Source organism: Deltaproteobacteria bacterium (assembly GCA_026712905.1).
Lineage (GTDB): Bacteria > Desulfobacterota > Binatia > UBA9968 > JAJDTQ01 > JAJDTQ01.
Genome location: JAPOPM010000007.1, coordinates 1 through 24,483, shown reverse-complemented (window position 1 = coordinate 24,483; position 24,483 = coordinate 1). Strand labels below are relative to the sequence as shown.

Below are 24,483 nucleotides of genomic sequence, written 5' to 3'. Positions count from 1 at the left end.
ACGGTGACTTTCTCCGAGGCACCAAACTGACTTGAGGACATACGCGCGCTGGCGGGGACTGAGTATTGGTTGAATGGGGTTACATATCGATTACGGCTCAAATCAGAATACTCCTAACCTATTGATAAACAAATCAAAAACAAACACTCAACGCAGAAAAGACCCGCAAATTATTGTGCGAGTTAACCAGACACCACACTAGCACCACCCGCCGTGCCGTTGCCACTTCCGTATGGCCTTTCCGCTTTCACCGTGAAGGATCCCGCTTGCCGAGTGCGGAATAAGCGAACGAATATGCACAAAACATTGCCCTCGGATTACAAGCTGTGTTAATTCGGGGGTACCGTCATTATCGAGCACCGCGCGATGCAAGCTGAACGCGCACTCCGTCGCCGGAGGGCGGTTGCCGCCGCGCTCGACATCGTAAACGGACCACGAACGCTCGGCGTTCTCATAGCTGGTGGGGATAAGAGATGGCGCAAGGAACCGCATCCGATCGGCCTCGATGGCTCGGCATCGTTCAATTGGCCGCGATTCTCCTCGTAATCGTGATCGCTCTCTACTTCGCGCGCGCACCGGGCCGCGTGGCCCTCGACACCGCGCCCGACCTGACCGCGGAGAAGGGCAAGCCCACCGTCAGCGTGATCGAGCCCAAGCCGACCCAACAAGCGTTGACCGTTCGGTTGACGGGTAACGTCCGGGTGGAAGAGCAGGCGCGGGTGATGTCCGAAGTCACGGGTCGTGTCGTCTGGATTTCGCCGAAGTTCAGAAACGGCGGATCGATACCGGCCAACGAGACGTTCGTCAGGATAGATGCCACCGAACACGAACTCCGGGTGGAAAGGGCGGAGATGGCGGTGAAGGCGGCGGAAGCCCGGGTGTGGGTGGAGAAAGCCGGCGGCGAAGAGGACGCGAAGGCATTCTCGCGCGCGACCCCGGGCGCCGAGGTTTCCGACGCGGTGCGCCGCTTGCCGTCGATAGCGGAGGCGGAAGCCGAGTTGGCGCAGGCGCGGGCGGTGCTGAAGCTCGCGAAGCTCCGGCTGGAACGGACGAACATCTCCCTGCCGTATGACAGCCGCGTGCTGGCAACCGAGCTGGAGGTGGGCGAGTTCGTAGGGCCCGCCAGAGCGGTGGTGGGGCGCCCGACGAGGTTGGGCACCGTGTATCGAACCGATGCGATCAGGGTGAGAGTGCCGGTGGACCCGAAGGACCTGGCGTACCTTTCGCCGGTGATCGGCCGTTCCGCCCGCGTTCGGACACAGTTGGGGGCGTACGACGCAACGGTGGAGCGCGTGTCATCGGCCGTGGCCCCGAGCACGCGCCTCGCCGGGTTGTTCCTCAAGTTCCCGGATGATGTGCCCAGGGAGACACTGCCGCTGCCGGGCATGTTCGCGGAAGTCCGGATCGAGGGGCCCTCGTATCAAAACGTCTACGTATTGCCGGAATCCGTTCTGCAGGAAGGCAGCAGTGTCTGGGTGGTCGACAAGGGCGCGCTGAAGCCGGTGGTGCCCAAGACCCTCGGACGCACGGACGCGGGCTGGGTCGTGGAGGCGTTCGACGCGGGCGAGGGCGTGGTCGTGGGTGCGCCGCCGGGAGCCAGGAAAGGTCTGGCGGTGGCGGTGGCGAAATAACGGAGCCCGGACATGAGCACCAACGACGCTGGAGCCGGAGCCGCCAACAAGGGACCGATCGCCTGGTTCGCCCGCAATCCGGTCGCCGCCAACCTGCTGCTGTTGTTCCTGATCATCGGCGGCGTGATCGCCGGACGGCATCTCGCCGTTCAACTCTACCCCTACTTCGATCTCCGGGCGATCACCGTGGCGGTGCCGGCGCCCGGTTCGTCGCCCAAGGAGGTGGAGGAAGACATCAACCGGCGCATCGAGGAAGCCATCGTCGGACTCAGAGGGGTGAAAAGGGTCGTGGGGACGGCCACCCAGGGGCTCGGCCGGCTCAGGGTCGAGATGGAGACCTTCGCCGATCCCGACACCGTCCTGAACGATGTCCAGAACGCCGTGGCCGGCATCGAGAACTTCCCGCCGCTCAACGCCGAAAGACCGGAGGTGGAGCTTCACCGGATCGCCATCGAGGTCTTGACGCTGGCGGTGTCGTCTTCCCAGGCCTCGGAGAACGAGTTGCGCCTCGCCGCCGAGAACGTGCGCGACGCGCTGCTGGCGCTGCCGTCGGTTTCACAGGTGACGCTGCTGGGCACCCGCGACCGGGAGATCACCATCGAGTTGAGCGAGGAAGAGCTGCGGCGGCATGATCTCTCCATCGCCCAGATCTCCCGGATCGTGAGACGGGCTTCGCTCAACCTCACTTTCGGCGAACTGCGCACCGAGGCCGGCGGTGTGATCCTGCACACCGTCACCAAGCGGCGCACCGGCGCCGAGTTCAAGGACATCCCGCTGATCACGCGGCTCAGCGGCGCCATCGTCACCCTGGGCGACGTCGCCACCATCCGTGACGGGTTCGTCGACGAGGACGTCGTCTCCGAGGTCAACGGCCAATCCGCCGTGTTCGTCCGGGTCGATGCCGTCGAGCAGGAGTCGGTGGTCGAGATCGGTGACGAAATCAGGATGTGGCTCGCCGGCCACGAGGCTCCCGGGAACATCACGGTCAGCGTCTGGAACGACCGGGCGGCGCCCGCCCTGGACAGGCTGCAGGAGATCCTCCGCAACGGCATCCTCGGCGCGTTGCTGGTATTCCTGACCCTGGTTCTGGTGTTCGACCTGCGCGTCGCCACCTGGATCACCATAGGGATTCCCTTGTCCTTCATCGGTTCGCTGATCTTCTTCGGCGCCGCCGACATGACTCTGAACATCGGCACGATCTTCGCCTTCTTCCTGCTTATCGGCATCGTCGTGGACGACTCCGTGGTGGTCGGAGAGAGCATCGCGGCGGAACGCGAGAGCGGGAAGAGCGCGGCGGATGCGGCCATCTCGGGCGCCAGGGCGATGGTGGGTCCGATCACGGTGGGGGCGGCCACCACCCTGCTCGCCTTCGTGCCGCTTCTCTTCGTCACCTCGGGCGCCTACCAGCTCACCACCGTGTTTCCCTACGTGGCGTTCTTCGTCCTGCTGGTTTCGCTGGTCGAGTCCTTCTTCGTCCTGCCCGCGCATCTGTCGCACGAGCGCCCGTGGAGCGCGCCGCCGCTGAGCGACATCCAAGGCCGGGTGGACGGCCTGATCGACCGGGCGCGGGACTCCGTCGTGGCGCCATCGGTGGCGCGCGCCGTGCAACATCCCTGGCTCACCCTGGGGATCGGCGCGGTCGTGGTGCTCATCGGGGTGCTGCTCCTGCGGTCCGACAACGTCCGGGTCGTCATCATCGACCAGGATGCGCTCGCCTCCGACAGCATTCAGGCGGATCTGCATCTGCCTCCGGGGGCGCCGTTCGAGCAGACTCTCGCCGCGGCCGAGCGTTTCGCGGACGCCGCCCGCTCCATCAACGACCAACTCGACGGCACGTCGATCAGATCCGTGGCCGTCACCGCCGGCAATCTCACGCAGATCCGGACAGCGGAGATCGGCGCCAACCGCAGCAACGTGGCTTCGGTGCGGGTCCATCTCAACCCGCGTCCGGTGCGCACCGCATCGTCCAGGGATATCGAGCGGGTCTGGCGCCGGAACGTCGGGGACACGTCGGAACTGGAGAGCGTTGAATTCCAGGGCGCACGGGTCAAACCCAAGGCACCGGTTTCGTATGCGCTGAAGCACTCCGACACCGACGTGTTGAGAAATGCCGCCACGGAGTTGAAAGCCTCCCTGGCGACCGTGCCGGGGGTCTTCGGCATCTCCGACAGCTTGTCCGCGGGCAAGCGGCACTTCGAGATCCAGCTCACGCGGGCCGGGAAGGCGGCGGGATTGACGCCGGCGGGCATCGGCGCCCAGTTGCGCGCCAGTTTCCACGGCGTGGAAGTCCAGCGGATCCAGCGCGGCCGGGAGGAAGTCAAGGTCGTGGTCCGGTACCCGGCCGAGCGGCGGCGAAGCCTGGGAGACCTGGCCAGCGAGCGGATCCGCCGGCCTGCGGGCGGGCAAGGGCGAGGTGGCAGGGACCGCGGTGCGTCCGGTGGCGGCGAGGTCCCGCTGTCCACGGTGGCAACGCTCACGGAGAAACGTGAGATGACCACGCTGACGCGGATCGACGGCAAGAAGGCCGCGTTCGTGGACGCGCGTACCGACGCCGTCGTGACAACCCCCCGTCAGGCAAGGCGAGAGGTCCAGGAGAGGATCATCCCCGGCCTGCTCGCCAAGTACCCCGGCCTCAAGATCGAACCCGACGGGGCTGCCCGGGACGAGAAGGAGATGTTGGGCACCCTGGGGCTGCTGGTTCCCCTCGTGCTGCTGGCGATGTATGCGCTGATGGCCGCCTTCCTGCGCAGCTACTGGAAACCCCTGGTGGCGGTGGTGGGAATACCGATGTCGTTCGCCGGCGCGGTGCTGGCCCACTGGATACTCGGGTGGGATTTCGCGGCCATGTCGCTGTTCGGAATCGTCGCGGTGGGCGGGATCATCGTGAACGACGCGCTGGTGCTGCTGGACCGCTACAACCAACTCCGCAGGGAGAACGAGGTGTTACCGGCAATTGCGGCGGCATCCGCGGCCACCCGCCATCGCTTCCGCGCGGTGCTGCTGACCAGCCTCACGACCGTCGTGGGACTGTCGCCGTTGCTCTACGAACGCAGCGACGAGTTGATCTTCCTGGTGCCGTTCGTAATCAGCATGCTGGGCGGGCTCGTGCTGTCGACCATATTCATCCTGTTCCTCCTGCCGGCCCTGGTGATGATCGTCGACGGCCGCTACGATTAGCCCCAATGTTGCAGAACTACGGGAATTCTACGAATCGTCATTCCCGCTTTCGCGGGAACGACGATTCGTAGGGGCGTGCTTCGGATCGCTTTTCACAGACTCTTTTGCAACATTGGGTTGAGTTCCCGTCGTCGGGATCGGGCCGCGCCCGGTCCCGACGAGACGTGTTTCGGTTTCACCTTTCGGTCGCGATCATGAGCCCGCTGACCCCCATCCGACTCATCCAGTTCCGCGCCGCCTACAACCTGCCGGTGCACGCGGCCGTGGAGCACGGCATCTTCGCCAGCGCCGGGCTCGCCGTGGAGATCGAATACACACCGGGCTCCGCGTACCTCGTGGACGCGGTGCGCACCGGGCGCTGCACCATCGGCCACGCGGCCGCGGACGACGTGGTCTGCGACGTGGAGAACCAGCCCGGGTCCGACCTGTTCGCGTTCATGGGACTCCACAGCGGCCTGCTGAACCTCGTGGGGGCGCCCGGGTGCGCCACCATGGAGTCCTTGCGCGGCAAGCCGCTGGCGGTGGACGCGCGCGACAGCGGCTTCGTCTTCATCCTGGAGAAGGCCCTGCGCGACCACGGCTTCGGCGCGGACGAATACGAGCTCGTGGAGGTGGGCGGCTGGGAGAGCCGCTACGAGACCCTTATCGAGGGCAAACTATTCGCCACGCTGCTCACCCCGCCCTTCGTCGGAGCCGCCCTGGAGCGCGGCTGCCACGTGATCGCCAGGGGTGAAGAGATGGCGCCCGTGTACCAGGCGACGGTGGGTCTGGCCAAGCGTTCCTGGGCGGGAGAGAACCGCACGACCCTGGTCGACTACACCCGCTGCTACGTGGCCGCCACCCAATGGTGCTTCGCGCCCGAGAACCGGCCGCGTTGCCTCGACATCCTGGCCCGGCACAACGGCCTCACCGGCGCTGCCGCCGAGGAAACCCTGGACGCCCTGCTGGACTCCGCCCACGGCCTCTACCCCAAGGCCGCGCTCAACGTCCCCGGCCTCGCCGCCGCCCTCGACCTCCGCGCCGGCATGGGCTACATCGCCTCTCCCCCGCCTCCGCCGGAGAAATACATCGACGTTTCCTACTACGAGGCGGCCGTGGGCTGATCCAGTAAAGGCGCCGCGCGGCTGGCCGGTGCCTTGCGAGAAAACCCAAGGAAGGCACCGGCACTGAGCGTTGTAGTCACACCGTAGTCTTGAATCGCCTCTTGTCATGTCGTACGCTTGTACGCAACGGAACCGCTGGAGGGGAGACCGTCATGGAACTTGCCTTGCGGGAAGCCAAAGCCCGCCTCTCGGAACTCGTGTCAGCCGCACGGAACGGTGAGCGAGTCGTCATCACCAGACACGGCCGTCCAGCCGTCGAGCTTTTGCGCTGTGACCGACGAGGCGGGATCGACTTCGCCAAACTGGAAGCCGCACGGCGCAGCCTCGGGCTAGCAGGCGACCGGGAGCGTTGGCCCGACGAATTCAACGATCCCGCGTTCAGCCGGCGTGTGCTCGGTCTCGATCACGACGAATAGACCATTCCCGTGCGCATTTTGCTCGACACATCCTATCTCTACGACCTGATGGAGGCTCCGGGGAAACTCACGGCGTCCGAGCGCAGGTTCTTCGAAAGCGACAAGTCGGAGTTCTTTGTCAGCGCTGTATCGATCTGGGAGATGCGCCTTAAGCATGACGCTCGCCGTCGGTCCGGAGCACGAAAGAGTCCGTTCGACCCGAACGAGGTAATCACCGTCCTCAAGGGGCAGGATGTGACGCTGCTGCCGATGACCGTCGCACACGCAGCGCGTGCTCTTGAAACGCCGCTGAACCACAGGGATCCCTTCGACGAGATCCTTCTTGTCCAAGCGCAGGAAGAGAACCTGAAGCTCCTGACCGCCGATCGCCAGCTTGCAGACCATCCGTTGGCGATCACACTTCAACGCCCCTAATCGTCATTCCCGCGGATAGTGGGGATCCAGGGGCTTTCCAGGCTGTGTCAAACCGATGAGGCGCCCCCCCCCCGATTCGTCATTCCCGCGGAAGCGGGAATCCAGGGGTGGCGAGGCGGAGAAACGCCGTTGCAGTGCCCACCACCACCACCCCTGGATTCCCGCTTCCGCGGGAATGACGAATCGGGGGGTTGGCACCGATTCTTGTCCGGGCGACGTTTTGACAAAGCCTGTTCCGCGGGAATGACGGCGTGAGGTGGTCGCGCCCATTCCTCTTCGAGCAAGGTCTTGGCGCAACCTGAGAAGGCGAAATGATGGGGTCAGTCTCACAGAGCTAACCACAACTGCTCCGGCGCATCCGCCCGCGCCACCGGCGCTCTCTCGGGCAGCTCGGCGATCTGTGACTCCAACCAGCGGATGTAGGTACGGCGAACCGGCCGCTGGCGGATGGCTTCGACGCACAGGGAGCGCACCCGGCGGGCGTAGTCCCGCCAGTTCTCGCGCACGGCGCGCGGCATGCGCAAATAGGTGGGGGCGTCGTCGCAGAAGAGATCGCTGCGGGCGAGAGTCCAGATGTCGCACTGGGTCTCGCCGATGGGGACCGGCTCCCACGCGGAGACGCCTTCGGGTGGCGGCAGCTTCGTCAGACCCTGCAACAGGTGGGTCAGCTCGTGGCCGATGGTGTTGTGGGTCAGGCCGCGTACCCGGAGGCGGATGTACAACGGCGGCCGGAACGCCCTGGGAATGAACGCGACCCCGAGCTTGGCCTTGGTATGGCCCACGTGGATCTTCATGTTCCGCAATTCGGGGAACTGGCGCACGGACTGCTCGATCATCCGCGCCGCCCGGCGGGTGAGACGCTTTTCCATCTGCGGCGTGAACGACAAGGTGACGCCCATTCCGGGCGATAGCAGGTTCATCGGCGGTTGGTGTGCGATCGGTCCGGCACACGGGTCCCTGTCCCGTCTCGACGGCGCTATGCTAAGATGCGCTGAGCAACAAGGAAGACTCTAACGCAGTGATCGACCGATTTCACCCTCTGGTGCGTGACTGGTTCCGGGACCGTTTCGGCAAGCCGACGGCGCCGCAGGCGGCGGGCTGGGAGGAGATCGCCCAGGGGCGGGACACGCTCATCGCCGCGCCCACCGGTTCGGGCAAGACCCTGGCGGCCTTCCTCTGGTCCATCAACCGGCTCATCGCCTCGGCCGAACCGTCGCGGGACCACACCCACGTGATCTACGTCTCGCCGCTCAAGGCCCTGGGCAACGACATCCAGAAGAACCTGCAGGAACCGCTGGCGGAGATCACCCGGTCGGGCCGGCTCCGGGGGCTGGCGCTCCAGGAGATCCGCACCGCGGTGCGCTCGGGAGACACCCCGGCCACGGAGCGGCAGCGCATGCTCTCCCACCCGCCGCACATCCTCATCACCACGCCGGAGTCGCTCTACATCCTGCTCACGGCGGAACGCAGCCGCCAACTGTTGAAGCGCGCGCACACGGTCATCGTGGACGAGATCCACGCGGTGGCCGGCGACAAGCGCGGCGCCCATCTGGCACTCTCGCTGGAACGCCTCGACGCCCTGGCGGGCAGGCCCTTGCAGCGCATCGGCCTGAGCGCGACGCAGAAACCCATGGACGACATCGCGCGCCTGCTGGTGGGCGCCCGGCGCCTGCGGCCCGACGGCGCGCCGGAGTGCGCCATCGTGGACGTGGGCCACAAGCGCGAGCTGGACCTGTCCATCGAGGTGCCGGAACAGGAGCTGGGGCCCATCACCTCCCACGCGCTCTGGGCCGAGGTCTATGACCGCATCGTGGCGCAGATCCAGAGCCACCGCACCACGCTGGTGTTCGTGCACACGCGCCGGCTGGTGGAACGGGTGGCGCACCAACTCACCGACCGGCTCGGCGAGGGCAAGGTGCTGGCGCACCACGGCAGCCTGTCGCGCAAGACCCGGCTCGAGGCCGAGCAGAAGCTGAAGGCCGCGGAGGTGCCGGTGGTGGTGGCCACCGCGTCGCTGGAGCTGGGCATCGACATCGGCCACGTGGAGCTCGTGTGCCATATCGGCGCGCCCCGCTCCATCGCCACCCTGCTGCAGCGCGTGGGACGCTCGGGCCATTGGCTGGGGGCCGTCCCCAAGGGCATCCTGTACCCGCTCACGCGGGACGACCTGCTGCAAAGCGCCGCCGCGGTCTACGCGGTGCGCCAGGGTGAGCTGGACCGCATCGCCCTGGTGCGCGAGCCGCTGGATGTGCTCGCCCAGCAGATGGTGGCCACGGTGGCAAGCCTGACACCCGCGCCGAAGCCGGGCGAGACCCTGCCGCTCCTCCCCGAGGCCAAGCCGCTGCCGGGCATCGCCGAGGAAGCGCTGTGGGAGCTGGTGCGGGGAGCGTACCCCTTCCGGGACCTCTCCCGCGGCGATTTCGAGCAGGTCCTGCAGATGCTCTGCGAGGGCGTGGCGCCGTCCCGGGGCCGCCGCGGGGCCCACCTTCATCGGGACCGGGTGAACAGGATGCTGCGGGCGCGCCGGGGCGCGCGTCTGGTCTCCATCACTAACGGCGGCGCCATCCCGGACACCGCCGACTACGACGTGGTGGAGGCGCACAACGAGACCTTCGTGGGAAAGGTCAACGAGGACTTCGCCATCGAGAGCCTGTCCGGCGACATCTTCCTGCTGGGCAACACCTCGTGGCGCATCCAGCGGGTGGCCTCCGGCAAGGTGTGGGTGGAGGACGCCCACGGCGCGCCGCCCACCATCCCCTTCTGGCTGGGAGAGGCGCCGGGACGCACGCTCGAGCTGTCGCGCGCGGTGTCCGACGTGCGCGAGACCGTGGCCCGACGCGCGGGCGCGGGAGAGGCCGCCGGGGATCAGGCAGGTGCAGCCGCGGATGCGGAAGAACCGCCCGAGTCCGAAGGGCATGCGGCCGGGGCACACGGAGAATCCCCCGCAGCATGGCTTCAACGCGAAACCGGGGTTGGCCCGGCCGGCGCGGAACAGATCGTCGCCTACGTGAACGAGACCCGCGCCATGCTCGGCTGCGTGCCCACCGTGGACCGTGTCGTCGCCGAGCGCTTCTTCGACGAGTCCGGCGGCATGCAGCTCGTGCTGCACACGCCCTTCGGGGGACGCATCAACCGCGCCTGGGGGCTGGCCCTGCGCAAACGCTTCTGCGTCAACTTCGACTTCGAGCTCCAGGCCGCGGCCACCGACGACGGCATCGTCATCTCGCTGACCGACCGCCATTCCTTCCCGCTGGACACGGTCTTCAGCTACCTCAACCCGGCGACGGTGGAACGGGACCTGACCCAGGCGTCCCTGGCGGCGCCCATGTTCACCAACCGCTGGCGCTGGAACACGAGCCGGGCGCTGGCGGTGGAGCGCTTCAGCCGCGGCAAGAGGGTGCCCATGCAGATCCAGCGCATGCGCGCCGAGGACCTGCTGGGCGCGGTCTTCCCGGACCAGGTCATGTGCCAGGACAACCGCTCCGGCCCCGTGGCCCTGCCGGACCATCCCCTGACCCGCGAGACCATGGAGAACTGCCTGCGCGAGGCCATGGACGTGGACGGCTTCAAGGAAACACTGGAGCGCCTCGGCCGCGGCGAGATCGCCACCGTGGCCGTGGAGACCCCGGCGCCCTCGCCCATGGCCCACGAGATCCTCAACGCCAACCCCTACGCGTTCCTCGACGACGCCCCGCTGGAGGAACGGCGCGCCCGCGCGGTAGCTCTGCGACGCACCGACCCGGACCTGGCCCAGGGCATCGGCGCCCTGAGTCCCGAAGCCTTGGCGGAGGTGAAGGCCCAGGCATGGCCGGACATCCGCGACCCCGACGAACTCCACGACCTGCTGCTGACGGTGATCCTGCTGCCGGTGCGGGAAGCAGAGCCGTGGCAGCGGTACGCGAGGGAACTGATGGCGGCGCGACGAGCCACCGTGGTCGAACTCGGGGGTGACAACGGCGATGCGTTCCACGGAGCCACCAAGCCCGAACAGGCTCACGGCGGCCCATTCTATGTGGCCGCTGAGCGCCTGGCCGAGGCCAGGGCCGTGCTGGGTTACTTCCGAATGAACCCGGCCGTGGCGGCGCCGGTCATGGACAACCCCGACGCAGGCAGTCCCGACACAGGCAGTCCCGACGCGGGCAGTCCCGACACAGGCGGTCCCGACACAGGCAGTCCCCACACCGGCAGTCCCGACACAGCGACACACCACTCACGTCATTCCCGCGGAAGCGGGAATCCAGGTGGCGAGGGGCGGGGTACCAGGACCGACAACCCCCTCCCCAACCCCTGGATTCCCGCTTCCGCGGGAATGACGGTCGGGGGGCCGGCGCAGGCCCGAGGCCCAGGCGGGATGCCGCCGCAGGGCCCGGGCGGGATGCCGCCGCAGGGCCCGGGCGGGATGCCGACGCAGGGCCCAGGCGAGATGCCGACGCAGGGCCCAGGCGGGATGCCGACGCAGGGCCCAGGCGGGATGCCGACGCAGGGCCCAGGCGGGATGCCGGTGCAAGCTGCTCCGAACAATGCCGAAGGCGTACCCTCCCATGACGACGCCCTGCGCCGTACCGTGCAGGGGTGGATGGAAATCTGCGGCCCCATCACCGGCGAAGCACTGGCCGCCCGCACCGGCCTTCCCGTCGAATCGGTGGCGCGCGCCCTCACCGCCCTGGAAGTCTCCGGAGTGGTGCTGCAAGGCCGCTTCTCACCCGGCACCGCCGCCGATGCCCCGGTGGAATGGTGTGAGCGCCGGCTCCTGTCGCGTATCCACCGCCTCACCCTGGGCCGGCTGCGGCGCGAGATCCAACCCGTGTCGGGGGCGGACTTCATCCGCTTCCTGCTGCGCTGGCAGCACGTGCAACCGGGCGCGCAGCTTCACGGCCGCGACGGTGTCCACCAGGTCATCCTCCAGCTCCAGGGCATGGAGCTTCCCGCCCCGGCGTGGGAACAGCACGTCCTGCCGGCGCGCATCGCCGCCTACGACGCCGCCGAACTGGAGCACCTGTGCCTCGCGGGCGTGATCACCTGGGGACGGCTGCGGCGCGACACCGGCGCCCCGGAGGACGACCCCTCCGTGGCCAAACTCTGGGACGCGGCGCCCCTGGCGCTCCGGCCGGCCAACGGCAAGGCGCGCCGGACCACCCCTACCCGCTCCGCGCCGCTGGCCTTCGTCATCCGCGAGGACCTGCCACACTTCCTCGACCCGGACGCCCTGGACTGGCGCGGTCTCCAGGGGCTCTCCGCCGCCGCCCACGACGTGGCCGCGTACCTGGAAAACCACGGCGCCTCCTTCCTCGCCGACATCGCCCGGGGAACCGGGCACCTGACGGTCCGCACCGAGCGCGCCCTGTGGGAGCTGGTCACCCGCGGGCAGGTCACCGGAGACGGCATCGCCGGCCTGCGCATGCTGCTCACCCCGGAGCTCAAACGGAAGGAGAACCGGCGCGGCAACCGCAAGGGCGCCGCGGCGCAATCCATGCCCGTGGGCCGCTGGTCCTTGTGGCGCAAGGAAGACCCCGGCGCAGCCGAGGCCGCCACCGAGACGCTGGCTCGTCAACTCCTGCAACGCTACGGCGTCGTCTTCCGGGAACTCCTGTCTCGGGAGACCCGCTGCCCGCCCTGGCGCCTGCTGCTCCAGGCCTACCGCCGCATGGAGGCCCGCGGCGAGATCCGCGGCGGCCGTTTCGTCAACGGCTTCGTGGGCGAGCAGTACGCCCTCCCCGACGCCGTCGAGTCCATGCGCACCGTGCGCCGCCTCCCGGCCGACAAGGAGCCGGTCATCGTGTCCTGCACCGACCCCCTGAACCTCGTCGGCATACTCACCCCCGGCCCGCGTGTCCCCGTGCAGTCGCACCAGTTCATCGCCTACCTGAACGGTGCCCCCGCCGAGACAGGCCCCCTGGGCAACGTGCTGAGCCGCGTGCAGCCGGTCACGGGGTCAGCGGTGGAGTAAGTGTCAAGGTACCGGGGGTACACGCCTTGCTCCCACTGTCACCGCCGGCGGACCTCTGTAATGCTCCTTGCAAAACGTGCTTGAAGCCTACATTCTGGCCTTGATGGGAACCAATTCACACGTCCGCGAGCACAACGCCGACCGTTTGACCGGTGCCGAACGCGCACCGTCCATGGCCAGGAAGTACGTCTGGTGGCAACCACCGGAACGCACCCTGGCGGACCGGCCACTATTCCTGGCGCAGATGATGAACCTCGGCACCGCGGACGACATCCGCTGGCTGCTGTCGCTCGTTTCCACCTCCGAGTTGCGCGACGCGTTGCGCGACGCGCCCATCGGCATCTTCAATCCTCGTTCCTGGCATTTCTGGCATCTCCGCCTTGGTTTGACCCCGCCTCCCGAGTTACCTGTGCGGCGTCTGCCGCGGGAGATCCCGCGGTGACGTTCAAGCCGTTTCTCGACGTTCTTCCCGACGAGCAACGGAAGCTGTGGTCCTCGTTGGCGGACATCCCCGACTCTTTCGTCCTCTACGGCGGCACCGCTCTGGCGCTGAGATTGCGCCACCGTTCCTCGGTCGACTTCGACTTCTTCTCGTCGGACGCCGTCGACTTCGACCTCCTCTTCCGCCTTCCCTTCATGACACGGGCTGACGTGCTCCAAAGGGCGCCTGACACGTTGACCGTTTCTACGACACCCCGCAGTGCAACGAATCCGGTGAAAGTCTCTTTCTTCGGCGGCATCGACACTGGCCGCGTGGGGAATCCGGAGCTAACGGAGGACGGCGTGTTGCGAGTCGCCTCGCTGTTGGACCTCTTCGGGACGAAGCTCAAGGTACTGCTGCAACGTGTCGCGGCCCGCGATTATCTCGATCTGGCGGCTATTCTGCGAGCCGGTGTGCCACTCAAAGAGGGACTCGGCGCGGCGGGAACCCTCTACGGACCGCGGTTTCCTCCAACCGAAGCGGTCAAGGCCCTCTCCTACTTCAACGAAGGCGACGCCACGAACGTGGATCCGGCAACGCAGGCATTCCTTTCGAAGCAGGCCGCCGACTGGGACTTTACGACAGCCGAGATTGTCAAGGTGGCCGACTCTCTGGCTTGAACGGCCGCAACGGACCCAGTTGGAACGAAAGAAGGGGGACGGTGCATGCACACCGCCCCCCTTCTAGTCTCGTTGCGTTCGAGCTCAGTGCTTGGTGGTCGGCCACTTCCCCTCCACCATCGCGTTGAATTCGTCGGTGAAGAAGAACTTCTCCTGGCCGAAGGCGGGGCGCAACTGGTCGAACCAGGTGGCCTCGGGGTCGTAGGCGGCGAAGAAGGGGCGTCCGACCCAGTCGGGGTTGCGTCCCTGGAGGAAGCGGAGGATGAACACCTTCTCGCCGGCGATCTCCTGCACGTCCTGGACCTCCACCTTGCCCGGGGTGGCGCTCATGCTCGGGCCGCGCACGGTGCGGGACAGGCCGGAGACGAACTTGTAGGCGTTCTGGAAGATGTCGCAGCAGCGCTCCAGCGGCACCTCGAAGTAGTTGCGCGCGCCGGTGTCGCGCTCCACGAACATGTAGTAGGGGATCATCCCCAGCCGCACCTCTTCCTCCCACATGCGGATCCACACGTCCGAGGAGTCGTTGATGTGAGCGAGCAGCGGCGCCTGGCAGCGGATCACCGCGCCGGCGTCGCGCAGGCGGCGGATGGCCTCCCGCACCACTTTGGTCTCCAGCTCCTGCCAGTGGTTGAAGTGAGCCATGATGGCCACGTGCTTGCCGGCCTTCACGATCTTCTCCAGCAGGCGCAGCATGTCGTCGGCGTCGTCGTCGCCGACGAAGCGGGCGGGCCAGAAGGTCAGTGACTTGGTGCCGATGCGGATGTCCTGGATGTGGGCGAGCCGCGGGTCTTCCACGAACGGCTCCAGGTACTGGGCGAACACCGCGGTCTTCATGATCATGGGATCGCCGCCCGTCACCAGCAGATCGGTCACGTCGGGATGCGCGGCCAGGTAGTCGTGCAGGCCGTCCGCCTCCTTGGCGACGATCTTCAGGGTGTTGTCACCCACGAACTGGGCCCAGCGGAAGCAGAAGGTGCAGTAGGCATGGCAGGTCTGCCCTTGGCTGGGGAAGAACAGCACGGTCTCGCGGTACTTGTGCTGGAGACCGTTAATCGTCTCGTGCCCGACCTGCGGGATGTTCAGCTCGCGCTGCCCGGCGGGGTGCGGATTGAGCTTCTCGCGGATCTCGTGGGCGCCTTCCTTGATCTCCTTGGCGGAAGCGTCGCGCCGCATGAGGTCGGCCATGCGCGAGAAGTCCACCGCCTCGAGCATGTCCTGCTGCGGGAAGGTCATCTGATAGACGGGGTCGTCGGGCACCCGGTCCCAGTCGATGAGGTTGTCGATCACGTACCGGTTGGAGCGGAAAGGCAGCACGCTGGCCACCACCTGCATGGCGAACCGGTCGTCGGCGGGCAGCTTCTCCAGTTGCGGGATTTCCGGCAGATGCTTGGCCGACAGTGCCTTGTAGCGCTCGGACGGAAAGATCGGCGCCGCGTTGTCCAGGCCTTCTTCGTCGGTTTGGAGAGACATCATGCCCGGGGTGCGCCCAGGGTCGTTGCCGGTCTCTGACACTTCTTTGCTCATGACTACCTCCCAAAGTATTCGTGTCTCTTCTCTAAGACTCTCCTGTCGATACAAGTATACTCCAAAAGGGAAGAATACCACACACAAAACGCGCACAATAGGCATTAGGCGTTCTCCTTTTCAAGAGCCGCCGCCACGGAAAATTCTTGTTGGGCCGGGTTTTCTGCTTTACTGGTATCAGGGACGATTCATCAACGACCGGGTTTGAAAGGAGCAAGCGCACATGGCCACCGACCTCTTCACCACCGCGCGGCAGCGCCTGGAAAACGCCGCCCGCCACGTCGACATCGAGCGCGAGATCATCGAGCAGCTCCGCTATCCCAAGGAAACGCTGGCCGCCACCCTGCTGGTGCGCATGGACGACGGCTCGCGCAAGGGTTTCAAGGCGTGGCGCTGCCGCTACGACGACACCCGCGGTCCCACCAAGGGCGGCATCCGCTTCCATCCCGCGGTGAACGTCGACGAGGTGATGACGCTCGCGTTCTGGATGACCTTCAAGTGCGCGGTGGTGAACCTGCCCTTCGGCGGCGCCAAGGGCGGTGTGTCGGTGGACGTCAAGACTCTGTCCCGGGCGGAGCTGGAGCGGCTGAGCCGCGCCTACGTGCAGGCCTTCGCGCGCTTCATCGGCCCCGAACGCGACATCCCCGCGCCGGACATGTACACCAACGGCATCGTCATGGCGTGGATGGCGGACGAGTACGGCAACATCACCGGCCATCCCAGCCCGGCCATCATCACCGGCAAGCCGGTGGCGCTTGGCGGCTCGCTGGGACGCGACGACGCCACCGGACGGGGCGGCTTCTACGTGCTGCGCGAACTGAGAGACGAGTTGGGCATCAGCCCGGAGAAAACGCGCATCGTCCTCCAGGGGTTCGGCAACGCGTCGTTCCACTGCGCGCGCCTGCTCCACGACGACGGCTACCGGATCGTCGGGCTGTCCGACTCGGGCGCCGCCATCTACGACCCCGACGGCATGGACCCCTACGCGGTCATGGAGCACAAGGATCGCACCCGCAGCCTGGCCGGCGCGCCCACCCGCGGCCGCGCGCGCGAGCTCGACAACGCCGCGCTCCTGGAAGCGGAGTGCGACGTGCTGATCCCGGCGGCGGTGGAGAACCAGATCACCGAGGACAACGCCGCCGCCATCCAGGCGCCGGTGATCCTGGAGCTGGCCAACGGCCCGGTAACGCCGGCGGGCGACGCCATCCTCGACCAGAAGGGCATCATCGTGGTCCCGGACATCCTGGCCAACTCGGGCGGGGTGACGGTCTCCTACTTCGAGTGGGTGCAGAACAAGGCCGGCTACTACTGGCCGGTGGAGGAAGTGCACACGAAGCTCAGGGCCATCATGGACCCCGAGACCCGCGGCATCTGGGAGGTGGCCCGGGACAAGGCCGTGAGCATGCGCACCGCCGCCTACGTCCACGCCCTCGAACGCATCGGCCACGCGGTGGAGGCGCGCGGCACCAAGGCGTTCTTCAACCCGCTGGGCTGAACACCAGACCCTTCCGGCCGTTTCTACCGGCCGTGCAAGATCGTCGAGGAACCCGAGTCCGTGGTTCGACAGATAAGAAGGAGACTCGGCCACTGGCGCGAGTCTTCGAAGACCTTGCCCTCGGACCGCGCCGCGCGGCGCACGGCCTGGATTCGCTCGGCGTGGGGCGGGTGCGTCGAGAGGATCCCGGGAAGCGCGCTTCCGCCCTTCCCCCGCCGCTCTTCCTCTTGCGCCTGCAACCGCACAAAGAACGCTTCGAACCCCCTGGAGTCGATTCCCGCGGCGCCCAGACGTTCCAGCGCATAGCGGTCGGCTTCGCGCTCGGCCTCCCGCGAGTAACCGCTGTCGAGCATCAACTCGCCCAACCCCGCCACCAGAAGGCCTCCGGCCACGTCGCCGATCATCAAGCTCGTCAGCACCCCGAACGCGGCGGAGCGGTACAGCCGCTGGATACCGTGGTCGTGCGCAATGTGGCCGATCTCGTGAGCGACCACGCCCGCCACTTCCTCCGCATCCACGGCGCTTTCGATCAACCCTTTGGTCAACACGATGAAGTTGCCCGGCAGCGCGAAGGCGTTGACCAGCTTCGTATTCAACACCACCGGCCTTAGCGCCGGCGGCGCGGTCATGTCCGCCGTGAGGCGGGCCGTCAGCGCCTCGAGGGCGGCCCGCCCCGGCCTGTCGCTGCAGTAGGGCCGTTGCGTCCCCGCGGACCCGCTTCGGTCAATCTTCACAAGACGCACAAGCTGCGCCAACGTCGCGCCGCCGATGCGTTCCCTGACCGTGTCCGGGGTCACCGCGGCCAGTTGTTCCGACAGGGCGGGCACGACGAAAAGAAGGATGACGGCCATGGAGCCCGCGGCCGCGCCCGCCCACCCCACGATCCTGGCGAGGCCGCGCCAGGACGTCCGCACCCGCTGATAGAGTCGGGGCGACACCGGCCGAAGCGTCTCCAACACGCCCGGGTCATCGACGACCAGCCGCTCGGTGGTGCCTTCCAGACCGAGCCTTATCGGCTCGCCGCCACGCGGCCGCTCCGCGAGGAGGACGCCTTCGGCGGGCCAATGCGCCAGCACGGCTCCGTGCAGCGCGGAAATGACAACTCCCGTATCCGTCACCGCGATGGCCACGGGCCGGGCCTGGGCCGTCAAGCCATCGTAGTAGGTGGCCAGGTAGCGCATGGGATCTCAAAAACCGCCCACGTCCAGGGCGTCGGCGAGCCCTTCCCCATGACCCGGCAGGGCCGCCGTGGATTGCGCCGTCCGCTCCAGGGCTTCGGGCCGCTCCAGCAGCAGCGTCGTGCACGCGAGCTTGAGCAAGGGGACCTCCAGGAACAGCTTCCTGGCAAACCCGTAGAGAAAATAGACGAGGCCGGTCAGGCCGCCGAAGATGATCAGGATCGAGGTCGCATCCGTCCAACCCGTCCGCCTGACGACCATCGTCGCCGTGCCCACCCCCATAACCCACAAGAGCACGAGGGCGCCGACGATACAGACGTAGAACACGGCCTGGAGAACGTACACGGTCCGCGTGGTCAACCTGGAATCCAGCCGGACCTCGCCCACGCGCACCGCGCTCAACAGGTAACGGAACTGGTTCACCCGATACCAGGTCAGCAGGACCAGGCTGAGCGCAAGCAGCCAACCCGCCCGGTAGTCGACCTGGGCCAGTGACCGCCAGACCTCCCCGAGAGCCTCCCTGTCGAGCTTCCCGAGGTAGTCGCTCCAGGCGGCACCCACCAACTCGAAGGCCTCCCGATTCAACGTCACGAACAGGATGCCCGCGACCAGCGCCGGCGTGATCACCACCAGCCACAAAGGGAACAGACGCCCCGCGCCGGCGTCGAAGGAAAATGCGGTGGAACCGAACCGTGCGTGACGTGCGAAGTAGCGCGTCGTGGCCACACGCAGCCACGGGTAGGCCAAACCCAGGGTCGCCAGCGTCACCGCACCGTACAGGAACCAGATGGACGCGTAGACCAACGAAGAACCGTCCAGTCCGAAGCGCACGCCGCGCCACGCCGTGCGCGTCAGCCGGTAGCGCCGCACGCGATAGACCGCCACCTGAACGAGGAATCCGAGCAGGGTATAGTACAGCACCTGCAAGGCCAGCCCCTGGTAGGGGATCCCCTCCGGGAGGAGGAGGGGAAGCAACGAATAGGCGCTCGTGAGCGGGGCGAGGATCACCAGGACGACAAGAAACCCGACGAGCAACTCGGTGCCGCTGCCCAGGTATTCCAGGGGCTCGCCAAGGAGCTTGACGTGCCGCCACACGAACCCGCGCACGCGCGTCTTCGCCCAGAACCGGTAGATTCCGAGGGTAGCCAGAGTCAGCAGCAGGTTCCGGAGCAGCAGCGCCGCCAACTCTCCGCGGCGGCCGTCGAAGGCCACGGCTGCCGCGGCCGGTCCCCGCGCGTTCATTCGACCACCGGCGGCTTCAGCGTCATCTTTCATGCCGGATCCGTCCCGGCCCGTCCCCGTAAGAGCAAGGACCGGGCTCGTTCGACTTTGACAGGTCGTTCCGGGTAAAAACAAGGCCCATGAGCGATCCTCGGGGTCTCGACCATCTGGACGCGCTCGAGGCCGAATCCATTCACATCATGCGCGAGGTGGCCGCCGGTTTCTCCAGGCCGGTCATGCTCTACTCCATCGGCAAGGACAGCTCGGTGCTGGTGCGGCTGGCTCGGAAAGCCTTCCATCCGGCGCCGCCGCCCTTCCCCCTGCTGCACGTCGACACCACCTGGAAGTTCCCGGAGATGTACGCGTTCCGCGAACGCACGGCGCGCGAAACCGGGATGGAACTCATTGTCCACATCAACCAGGAAGGGCTCGCACGGGGCATCAACCCTTTCACCAGCGGGTCGGCGCTCCACACCGACGTGATGAAGACCCAGGCGCTCAAACAGGCGCTCGACAGGCACGGCTTCGACGCGGCGCTGGCCGGCGCGCGCCGGAACGAGGAGATGTCCCGTGCCAAGGAGCGGGTCTTCTCGCTGCGCTCCCGGTCCCACCGCTGGGATCCCAAGAACCAGCGTCCCGAGCTCTGGCGCCTCTACAACACCCATGTCCGTGACGGCGAGTCCATGCGCGTGTTCCCGCTCTCCAACTGGACCGAGCTGGACGTGTGGCACTACATCGAGCGGGAGGACATCCCGGTGGTGCCGCTCTATTTCGCGGCCCCGCGCCCCGTGGTGCGGCGCTCGGGTACGCTGATCATGGTGGCGGACGAGCGCATGAAGCTCGAGCCCGGCGAGGAGCCGGAAGTGAAACGGGTGCGTTTCCGCACGCTCGGGTGCTACCCACTGTCGGGCGCCGTCGAATCCGGTGCCGACACCGTGCCGGCGATTATCCGGGAGTTGCTCTCCGCCACATATTCCGAGCGCCAGGGACGCGTCATCGACCACGACGGCGAAGGCTCCATGGAGCGCAAGAAGCAAGAGGGTTACTTCTGATGTCCGACGACCGGGACACCCTGCGCTTCATCACCTGCGGCAGCGTCGACGACGGCAAGTCGACGTTGATCGGGCGGTTGCTCTACGAATCCCGGCTGGTCTTCCAGGACCAGCTTGCGCGGCTGGAGGCCGACAGCAAGCGCCACGGCACCCAGGGAGACGACCTCGATCTCGCGCTGCTGGTGGACGGCCTTCAGGCGGAACGCGAACAGGGCATCACCATCGACGTCGCCTACCGCATGTTCTCCACCGGCCGGCGCGCGTTCATCGTGGCCGACACTCCGGGGCACGAGCAGTACACGCCCAACATGGCCACCGGTGCCTCCAACGCCGACCTGGCGGTGGTGCTCATCGACGCCCGCAAGGGGGTTCTGCCCCAGACCTGCCGGCACACCACCATCGTCGCGCTCCTGGGAATCCGGCACGTCATCGTGGCCATCAACAAGATGGACCTCGTGGACTGGTCCCGGGAAGTATACGACGGCATCGTCTCGGCCTACGGCGACTTCGCCCGGCGGCTCGACGTCGCTGATCTCCTCTGCATTCCGGTGTCGGCCCTCACGGGCGACAACGTCACCGAGCCGTCGGCCGCCATGGACTGGTACGACGGCCCGACGCTGCTCCAGGCGCTGGAGGAGGCCGACGTTTCCGCGGTGCGCGTGGGTGCCCCCTTCCGCATGCCGGTGCAGTGGGTGAACCGTCCCGACACGGAGTTCCGCGGGTTCGCGGGCACCATCGCCTCCGGGCTCGTGCGCCCGGGCGATGCCGTGCTGGCATGCCCCTCGAACAAATCCTCCACGGTCCAACGCATCGTGGGCCCGGACGGCGACCTCGAGAGCGCCGGAGCCGGCCAGGCCGTGACCCTCACCCTCGCCGACGAAGTCGACGTGAGCCGCGGCGACATCCTCGCCGCGGCCGCCGAAGCGCCGAGCCTCAACGATCAGTTCGCGTGCCACATCGTGTGGATGCACGAGAACCCGATGCTGCCCGAGCGCCCCTACCTGCTGAAGATCGGTACGCGCGTGGTGGGGGCCCAGATCACCGCCATCAAGCACAGGCTGAACGTCCACAGCCTCGAGCATACGGCCGCCAGGACCCTGGACCTCAACGACATCGCCTACTGCAACCTCGGCCTCGACCGGCGGATCGCCTTCGATCCCTACAAGGAGTGCCGCGAGACCGGCGGCTTCATCCTCATCGACCGCTACAGCCACGACACCGTGGGCGCCGGCATGATCGACTTCGGCCTGTGGCGCGGCTCCAACCTGACCCCGCACCAGCTCGCCATCGACAAACCGGCGCGCGCTGCCCAGAAGAACCAGAAGGCGTGCGTGCTATGGCTCACCGGGTTGTCGGGCGCGGGCAAGTCGGCGACGGCCAACGCCGTGGAGCGGCGCCTGCACGCCATGGGACGGCACAGCTACACCCTGGACGGCGACAACCTGCGGCACGGCTTGACCAAGGACCTGGGCTTCACCGCCGCGGACCGGGTGGAGAACGTGCGCCGCATCGCCGAGGTCGCCAGGCTCTTCGTCGACGCGGGGCTGATGGTCCTGGTCTCGGTGATCTCGCCCTTCCGTGACGAGCGCAGGATGGCGCGGGAGATGATGGAGGAGGGCGAGTTCATCGAGATCTTCGTCGACTGCCCCATCGAGGTGTGCGAGCAACGCGACCCCAAGGGGCTCTACCGCAAGGCCCGCGCGGGCCAGATCAGGAACTTCACCGGCGTCGACAGTGCCTACGAGCCGCCGGAGAACCCCGAGATCGTGCTGAAGACCGCCGAGAAGAACGTCGACGAGATCGCGGACGAGGTCATCGACTACCTGACGCGTGCGCTTGACTCGTAAGCCGCTATTGGCTACTAATCGGAACTATTATTAATAAGGAGGAACCTATGGCAAGCATCAACGGCACCAAGAGCCACGAGAACCTGAAGAACGCCTTCGCGGGCGAGTCGCAGGCGAACCGTCGCTATCTCTATTTCGCGCGCCAGGCCGACATCGAGGGTTATCCCGACATGGGCGGACTGTTCCGCGACACCTCCGAGGCGGAGACGGGCCATGCCTTCGGTCACCTGGACTTCCTGAAGGAAGTCGGCGACCCCTGCACCGGCGTTCCCATCGGCACCACCGAGAACAACCTGAAGTCCGCGGTGGAGGGTGAGACCTTCGAATACACGGAGATGTACCCCGGCTTCGCCAAGACCGCGCGCGACGAGGGCCTTGAGGAACTGGCCGAGTGGTTCGAGACCCTGGCCAAGGCCGAGAAGTCCCACGCCGGCCGTTTCAACAAGGGCCTGCAGGCCGTCGCCGGCAAGGACCCCGCGGACGCCGGTTGATCCGCGTTTGATCCGCTAAACCGGAACTTCCCGCCCCGAGCCGCGGCTCTCCGGGACGGGGCGGGAAGCTCCCTCTGCTGGCACAACATTACCGACACGAACATGGAAAAGGTCACCCTCAACGACATCGTCGGCGCCGGCGCCTACGAGCAGAAGCGCGACGCCTTCCGGCGCGAGATCATCGACCTCAAGAAGCACCGGCGGGTGGCCGTGGGCGACAAGGTCTCGCTGGTGTTCGAGAACCGCACCACGGTGATCTTCCAGATCCAGGAGATGCTCCGGGCCGAGAGCATCCGCGACCTGGACAAGATCCGCGAGGAGATCGACGTCTACAACGAGCTCGTTCCGGGGGCCGGAGAGTTGCGCGCGACGCTCTTCCTCGAGATCGAGAACCAGACCAACCTGCGCGGGGAACTGCTCAAGTTCCTCGGCATCGACGAGCGCGTCTTCCTGTGCATGGGCGCCGACCGTTCGGTGCGCGCCAGCTTCGAGGAAGGGCACAGCAAGGAAGACAAGATCAGCGCGGTGCAGTACGTCACCTTCGACCTCACCCCCGATGACGTGGAAGCGCTGCGCGAGGCGGATGCCCGGATCGTGGTGGACCACGAGAACTACCACGCCGAGGCCGTGCTGAGCGAGACTACCAAGGCGGAGTTGCTCCAAGACCTGGGTTAGTATCGAAAAGGACCGGCGGATTGCGTGGCGGCGCAGCCCGCGGGTCGCGGGATCGTTCATGTCCACGAGACATACGCGACAGCTAGAAGTGGTCTGGGACGCCGTGAAGGACCAGACGTCCCATCCCACCGCGGACCAGATCTACGAACGCGTCCGAAAGGACATGCCCCACATCAGCCTCGGCACCGTCTACCGCAACCTCCAGAAACTGGCCGCCGACGGCAAGCTGCAGATCCTCAACATCGACCGGACCCAGCACTTCGATCCCATCCTCGGCAAGCACCCTCATTTCATTTGCGAAAGCTGTGGAAAGGTCTATGATGTCACCCTTGACCGCAGGGACGAAGCGGAGCCGGTGCTTGCGCCGGACACGGGCTTCACGGTGAAATCGCACCAGCTTTCTCTCTACGGTACGTGCGAGATGTGCTCTTGACGTCCGCGGGAAGTTCGCCGCGGGCCACTCGGGAGGGAGCCATGTCAAGACGCGGACTCACCGGTATCGTGCTCGGTCTGGCGGTAATGTTGAGCGCACAGGCCGCGGTCGCCATCTGTAATCCCAACGTGGTCAAGACCCTCGGTGAGGGACCCCACCTAGCCCGTTCCGTCGGCATGCTTGCCGGCGCCACCGTCCCGGGCGACGCGGACATCGGCCTCGGCCAGTACAGCGTCCGCTGGTTCGGCCACTCGAGCTTCGCCATCCGTTCGGGCACCGGCACCCGGGTGGTGGCCGATCCCAACTTCGACGTGACCCCGGGAATCACCGCCGACGCGGTGACCGTGAGCAACGACCATTACACTCACAACAACGTCGAAGCCGTGCGCGGGGAGCCGCTGGTACTGCGCGGCATCACGCTGGACCAGCGCTGGCAGCCGGTGCGCCGTAAGGTCAAGGACATCGTCGTGGTGAACCTCCCCAGCGCCCGCAGCTACGACTTCAGCCGCATCGCCAACTCGATCTTCGTCTTCGAGATGGGCAGTCTGTGCCTCGCCCACCTGGGCAACATCGGCCACCTGCTCACCGAGAAGCAGGTGAAGCTCCTGCGCCGGGTGGACGTCATGATGGTCCCCATCGACGCGCGCAACAACCTGGGCTTCGGCGACCTCGTGAAGGTCATCGAGCAGGTCAAGCCGCCCATCGTGCTGCCGATGCACTACGACAACCCGCACCAGGCCGAATACTTCGCGTCCCACCTCGACGGCCGCTACCCGGT

General features: G+C 66.8%; 19 protein-coding genes. 15 read left to right on the top strand and 4 right to left on the bottom strand.

Annotated features, from left to right (window positions below; all coding sequences use genetic code 11):
* Positions 1–473: 473 nt before the first annotated feature.
* The 5 genes from OXF11_00465 to OXF11_00445 all read left to right on the top strand — a co-directional run bounded on the left by OXF11_00465 (position 474) and on the right by OXF11_00445 (position 6,741).
* The gene (locus tag OXF11_00465; GenBank protein MCY4485580.1) at positions 474–1,631 is read left to right on the top strand and encodes an efflux RND transporter periplasmic adaptor subunit; all 1,158 of its coding nucleotides are present in this window, start codon (positions 474–476) and stop codon (positions 1,629–1,631) included.
* Positions 1,632–1,643: 12 nt separating this feature from the next.
* Positions 1,644–4,808 (top strand): efflux RND transporter permease subunit, encoded by a 3,165-nt coding sequence (locus OXF11_00460; protein MCY4485579.1) that lies wholly within the window; start codon positions 1,644–1,646, stop codon positions 4,806–4,808.
* Between the two features lie 194 nt (positions 4,809–5,002).
* Positions 5,003–5,911, top strand: a complete 909-nt coding sequence (locus OXF11_00455; protein MCY4485578.1) for an ABC transporter substrate-binding protein — start codon at positions 5,003–5,005, stop codon at positions 5,909–5,911.
* A gap of 152 nt (positions 5,912–6,063) precedes the next feature.
* Positions 6,064–6,327, top strand: a complete 264-nt coding sequence (locus tag OXF11_00450) for a type II toxin-antitoxin system prevent-host-death family antitoxin (GenBank protein MCY4485577.1) — start codon at positions 6,064–6,066, stop codon at positions 6,325–6,327.
* Positions 6,328–6,336: 9 nt separating this feature from the next.
* A complete protein-coding gene (locus OXF11_00445) occupies positions 6,337–6,741 on the top strand; it encodes a type II toxin-antitoxin system VapC family toxin (GenBank protein MCY4485576.1) in 405 nt (134 codons plus the stop codon).
* A 326-nt stretch (positions 6,742–7,067) separates the two neighbouring features.
* Here OXF11_00445 and OXF11_00440 read toward each other — a convergent pair whose 3' ends face one another.
* The gene (locus OXF11_00440; GenBank protein MCY4485575.1) at positions 7,068–7,661 is read right to left on the bottom strand and encodes a hypothetical protein; all 594 of its coding nucleotides are present in this window, start codon (positions 7,659–7,661) and stop codon (positions 7,068–7,070) included.
* 98 nt (positions 7,662–7,759) lie between these two features.
* Here OXF11_00440 and OXF11_00435 point away from each other — a divergent pair, with 98 nt between their 5' ends.
* From OXF11_00435 to OXF11_00425, 3 genes are all read left to right on the top strand, one after another.
* Entirely contained in the window at positions 7,760–12,688 is a 4,929-nt protein-coding gene (locus tag OXF11_00435) for a DEAD/DEAH box helicase (protein MCY4485574.1), read from the top strand.
* Positions 12,689–12,755: 67 nt separating this feature from the next.
* Positions 12,756–13,130, top strand: coding sequence for a hypothetical protein (locus tag OXF11_00430; protein ID MCY4485573.1), 375 nt, complete (start codon positions 12,756–12,758; stop codon positions 13,128–13,130).
* A complete protein-coding gene (locus tag OXF11_00425; GenBank protein MCY4485572.1) occupies positions 13,127–13,789 on the top strand; it encodes a nucleotidyl transferase AbiEii/AbiGii toxin family protein in 663 nt (220 codons plus the stop codon). Before OXF11_00430 ends, OXF11_00425 begins: the two co-directional genes overlap by 4 nt.
* Before the next feature lie 84 nt (positions 13,790–13,873).
* Here OXF11_00425 and OXF11_00420 read toward each other — a convergent pair whose 3' ends face one another.
* Entirely contained in the window at positions 13,874–15,259 is a 1,386-nt protein-coding gene (locus OXF11_00420) for a lysine 2,3-aminomutase (GenBank protein MCY4485571.1), read from the bottom strand.
* A 277-nt stretch (positions 15,260–15,536) separates the two neighbouring features.
* Here OXF11_00420 and OXF11_00415 point away from each other — a divergent pair, with 277 nt between their 5' ends.
* Complete coding sequence (locus OXF11_00415) at positions 15,537–16,808, top strand: Glu/Leu/Phe/Val dehydrogenase (protein MCY4485570.1); 1,272 nt, start codon at positions 15,537–15,539, stop codon at positions 16,806–16,808.
* A gap of 23 nt (positions 16,809–16,831) precedes the next feature.
* Here the strand turns inward: OXF11_00415 and OXF11_00410 are convergent, their stop codons facing one another.
* On the bottom strand, positions 16,832–17,989 hold the full coding sequence (locus OXF11_00410; GenBank protein MCY4485569.1) for a M48 family metallopeptidase: 1,158 nt from the start codon (positions 17,987–17,989) through the stop codon (positions 16,832–16,834).
* A 6-nt stretch (positions 17,990–17,995) separates the two neighbouring features.
* On the bottom strand, positions 17,996–19,261 hold the full coding sequence (locus OXF11_00405) for a DUF898 family protein (GenBank protein MCY4485568.1): 1,266 nt from the start codon (positions 19,259–19,261) through the stop codon (positions 17,996–17,998).
* Positions 19,262–19,347: 86 nt separating this feature from the next.
* On the opposite strand from OXF11_00405, the gene cysD reads away from it, so the two are divergent.
* From cysD to OXF11_00375, 6 genes are all read left to right on the top strand, one after another.
* Complete coding sequence (gene cysD / locus OXF11_00400; protein MCY4485567.1) at positions 19,348–20,259, top strand: sulfate adenylyltransferase subunit CysD; 912 nt, start codon at positions 19,348–19,350, stop codon at positions 20,257–20,259.
* On the top strand, positions 20,259–22,106 hold the full coding sequence (cysN, locus tag OXF11_00395; GenBank protein ID MCY4485566.1) for a sulfate adenylyltransferase subunit CysN: 1,848 nt from the start codon (positions 20,259–20,261) through the stop codon (positions 22,104–22,106). Before cysD ends, cysN begins: the two co-directional genes overlap by 1 nt.
* Positions 22,107–22,153: 47 nt before the next feature.
* A complete protein-coding gene (locus OXF11_00390) occupies positions 22,154–22,597 on the top strand; it encodes a rubrerythrin family protein (GenBank protein MCY4485565.1) in 444 nt (147 codons plus the stop codon).
* Positions 22,598–22,699: 102 nt separating this feature from the next.
* Complete coding sequence (locus OXF11_00385) at positions 22,700–23,272, top strand: DUF3501 family protein (GenBank protein MCY4485564.1); 573 nt, start codon at positions 22,700–22,702, stop codon at positions 23,270–23,272.
* A 58-nt stretch (positions 23,273–23,330) separates the two neighbouring features.
* Positions 23,331–23,705: a transcriptional repressor gene (locus tag OXF11_00380; protein MCY4485563.1), complete on the top strand. Its 375-nt coding sequence runs from the start codon at positions 23,331–23,333 to the stop codon at positions 23,703–23,705.
* A gap of 41 nt (positions 23,706–23,746) precedes the next feature.
* On the top strand, positions 23,747–24,483 hold a 737-nt coding region (locus tag OXF11_00375), incomplete at its 3' end, for an MBL fold metallo-hydrolase (GenBank protein ID MCY4485562.1).

Coding starts and splice junctions, on each gene's coding strand:
- OXF11_00465 (MCY4485580.1), top strand. CDS start 474: ATGGCGCAAGGAACCGCATCCGATCGGCCTCGATGGCTCGGCATCGTT.
- OXF11_00460 (MCY4485579.1), top strand. CDS start 1,644: ATGAGCACCAACGACGCTGGAGCCGGAGCCGCCAACAAGGGACCGATC.
- OXF11_00455 (MCY4485578.1), top strand. CDS start 5,003: ATGAGCCCGCTGACCCCCATCCGACTCATCCAGTTCCGCGCCGCCTAC.
- OXF11_00450 (MCY4485577.1), top strand. CDS start 6,064: ATGGAACTTGCCTTGCGGGAAGCCAAAGCCCGCCTCTCGGAACTCGTG.
- OXF11_00440 (MCY4485575.1), bottom strand. CDS start 7,661: ATGAACCTGCTATCGCCCGGAATGGGCGTCACCTTGTCGTTCACGCCG.
- OXF11_00420 (MCY4485571.1), bottom strand. CDS start 15,259: ATGTCTCTCCAAACCGACGAAGAAGGCCTGGACAACGCGGCGCCGATC.
- OXF11_00415 (MCY4485570.1), top strand. CDS start 15,537: ATGGCCACCGACCTCTTCACCACCGCGCGGCAGCGCCTGGAAAACGCC.
- OXF11_00410 (MCY4485569.1), bottom strand. CDS start 17,989: ATGCGCTACCTGGCCACCTACTACGATGGCTTGACGGCCCAGGCCCGG.
- OXF11_00405 (MCY4485568.1), bottom strand. CDS start 19,261: ATGAAAGATGACGCTGAAGCCGCCGGTGGTCGAATGAACGCGCGGGGA.
- cysD (MCY4485567.1), top strand. CDS start 19,348: ATGAGCGATCCTCGGGGTCTCGACCATCTGGACGCGCTCGAGGCCGAA.
- cysN (MCY4485566.1), top strand. CDS start 20,259: ATGTCCGACGACCGGGACACCCTGCGCTTCATCACCTGCGGCAGCGTC.
- OXF11_00390 (MCY4485565.1), top strand. CDS start 22,154: ATGGCAAGCATCAACGGCACCAAGAGCCACGAGAACCTGAAGAACGCC.
- OXF11_00385 (MCY4485564.1), top strand. CDS start 22,700: ATGGAAAAGGTCACCCTCAACGACATCGTCGGCGCCGGCGCCTACGAG.
- OXF11_00380 (MCY4485563.1), top strand. CDS start 23,331: ATGTCCACGAGACATACGCGACAGCTAGAAGTGGTCTGGGACGCCGTG.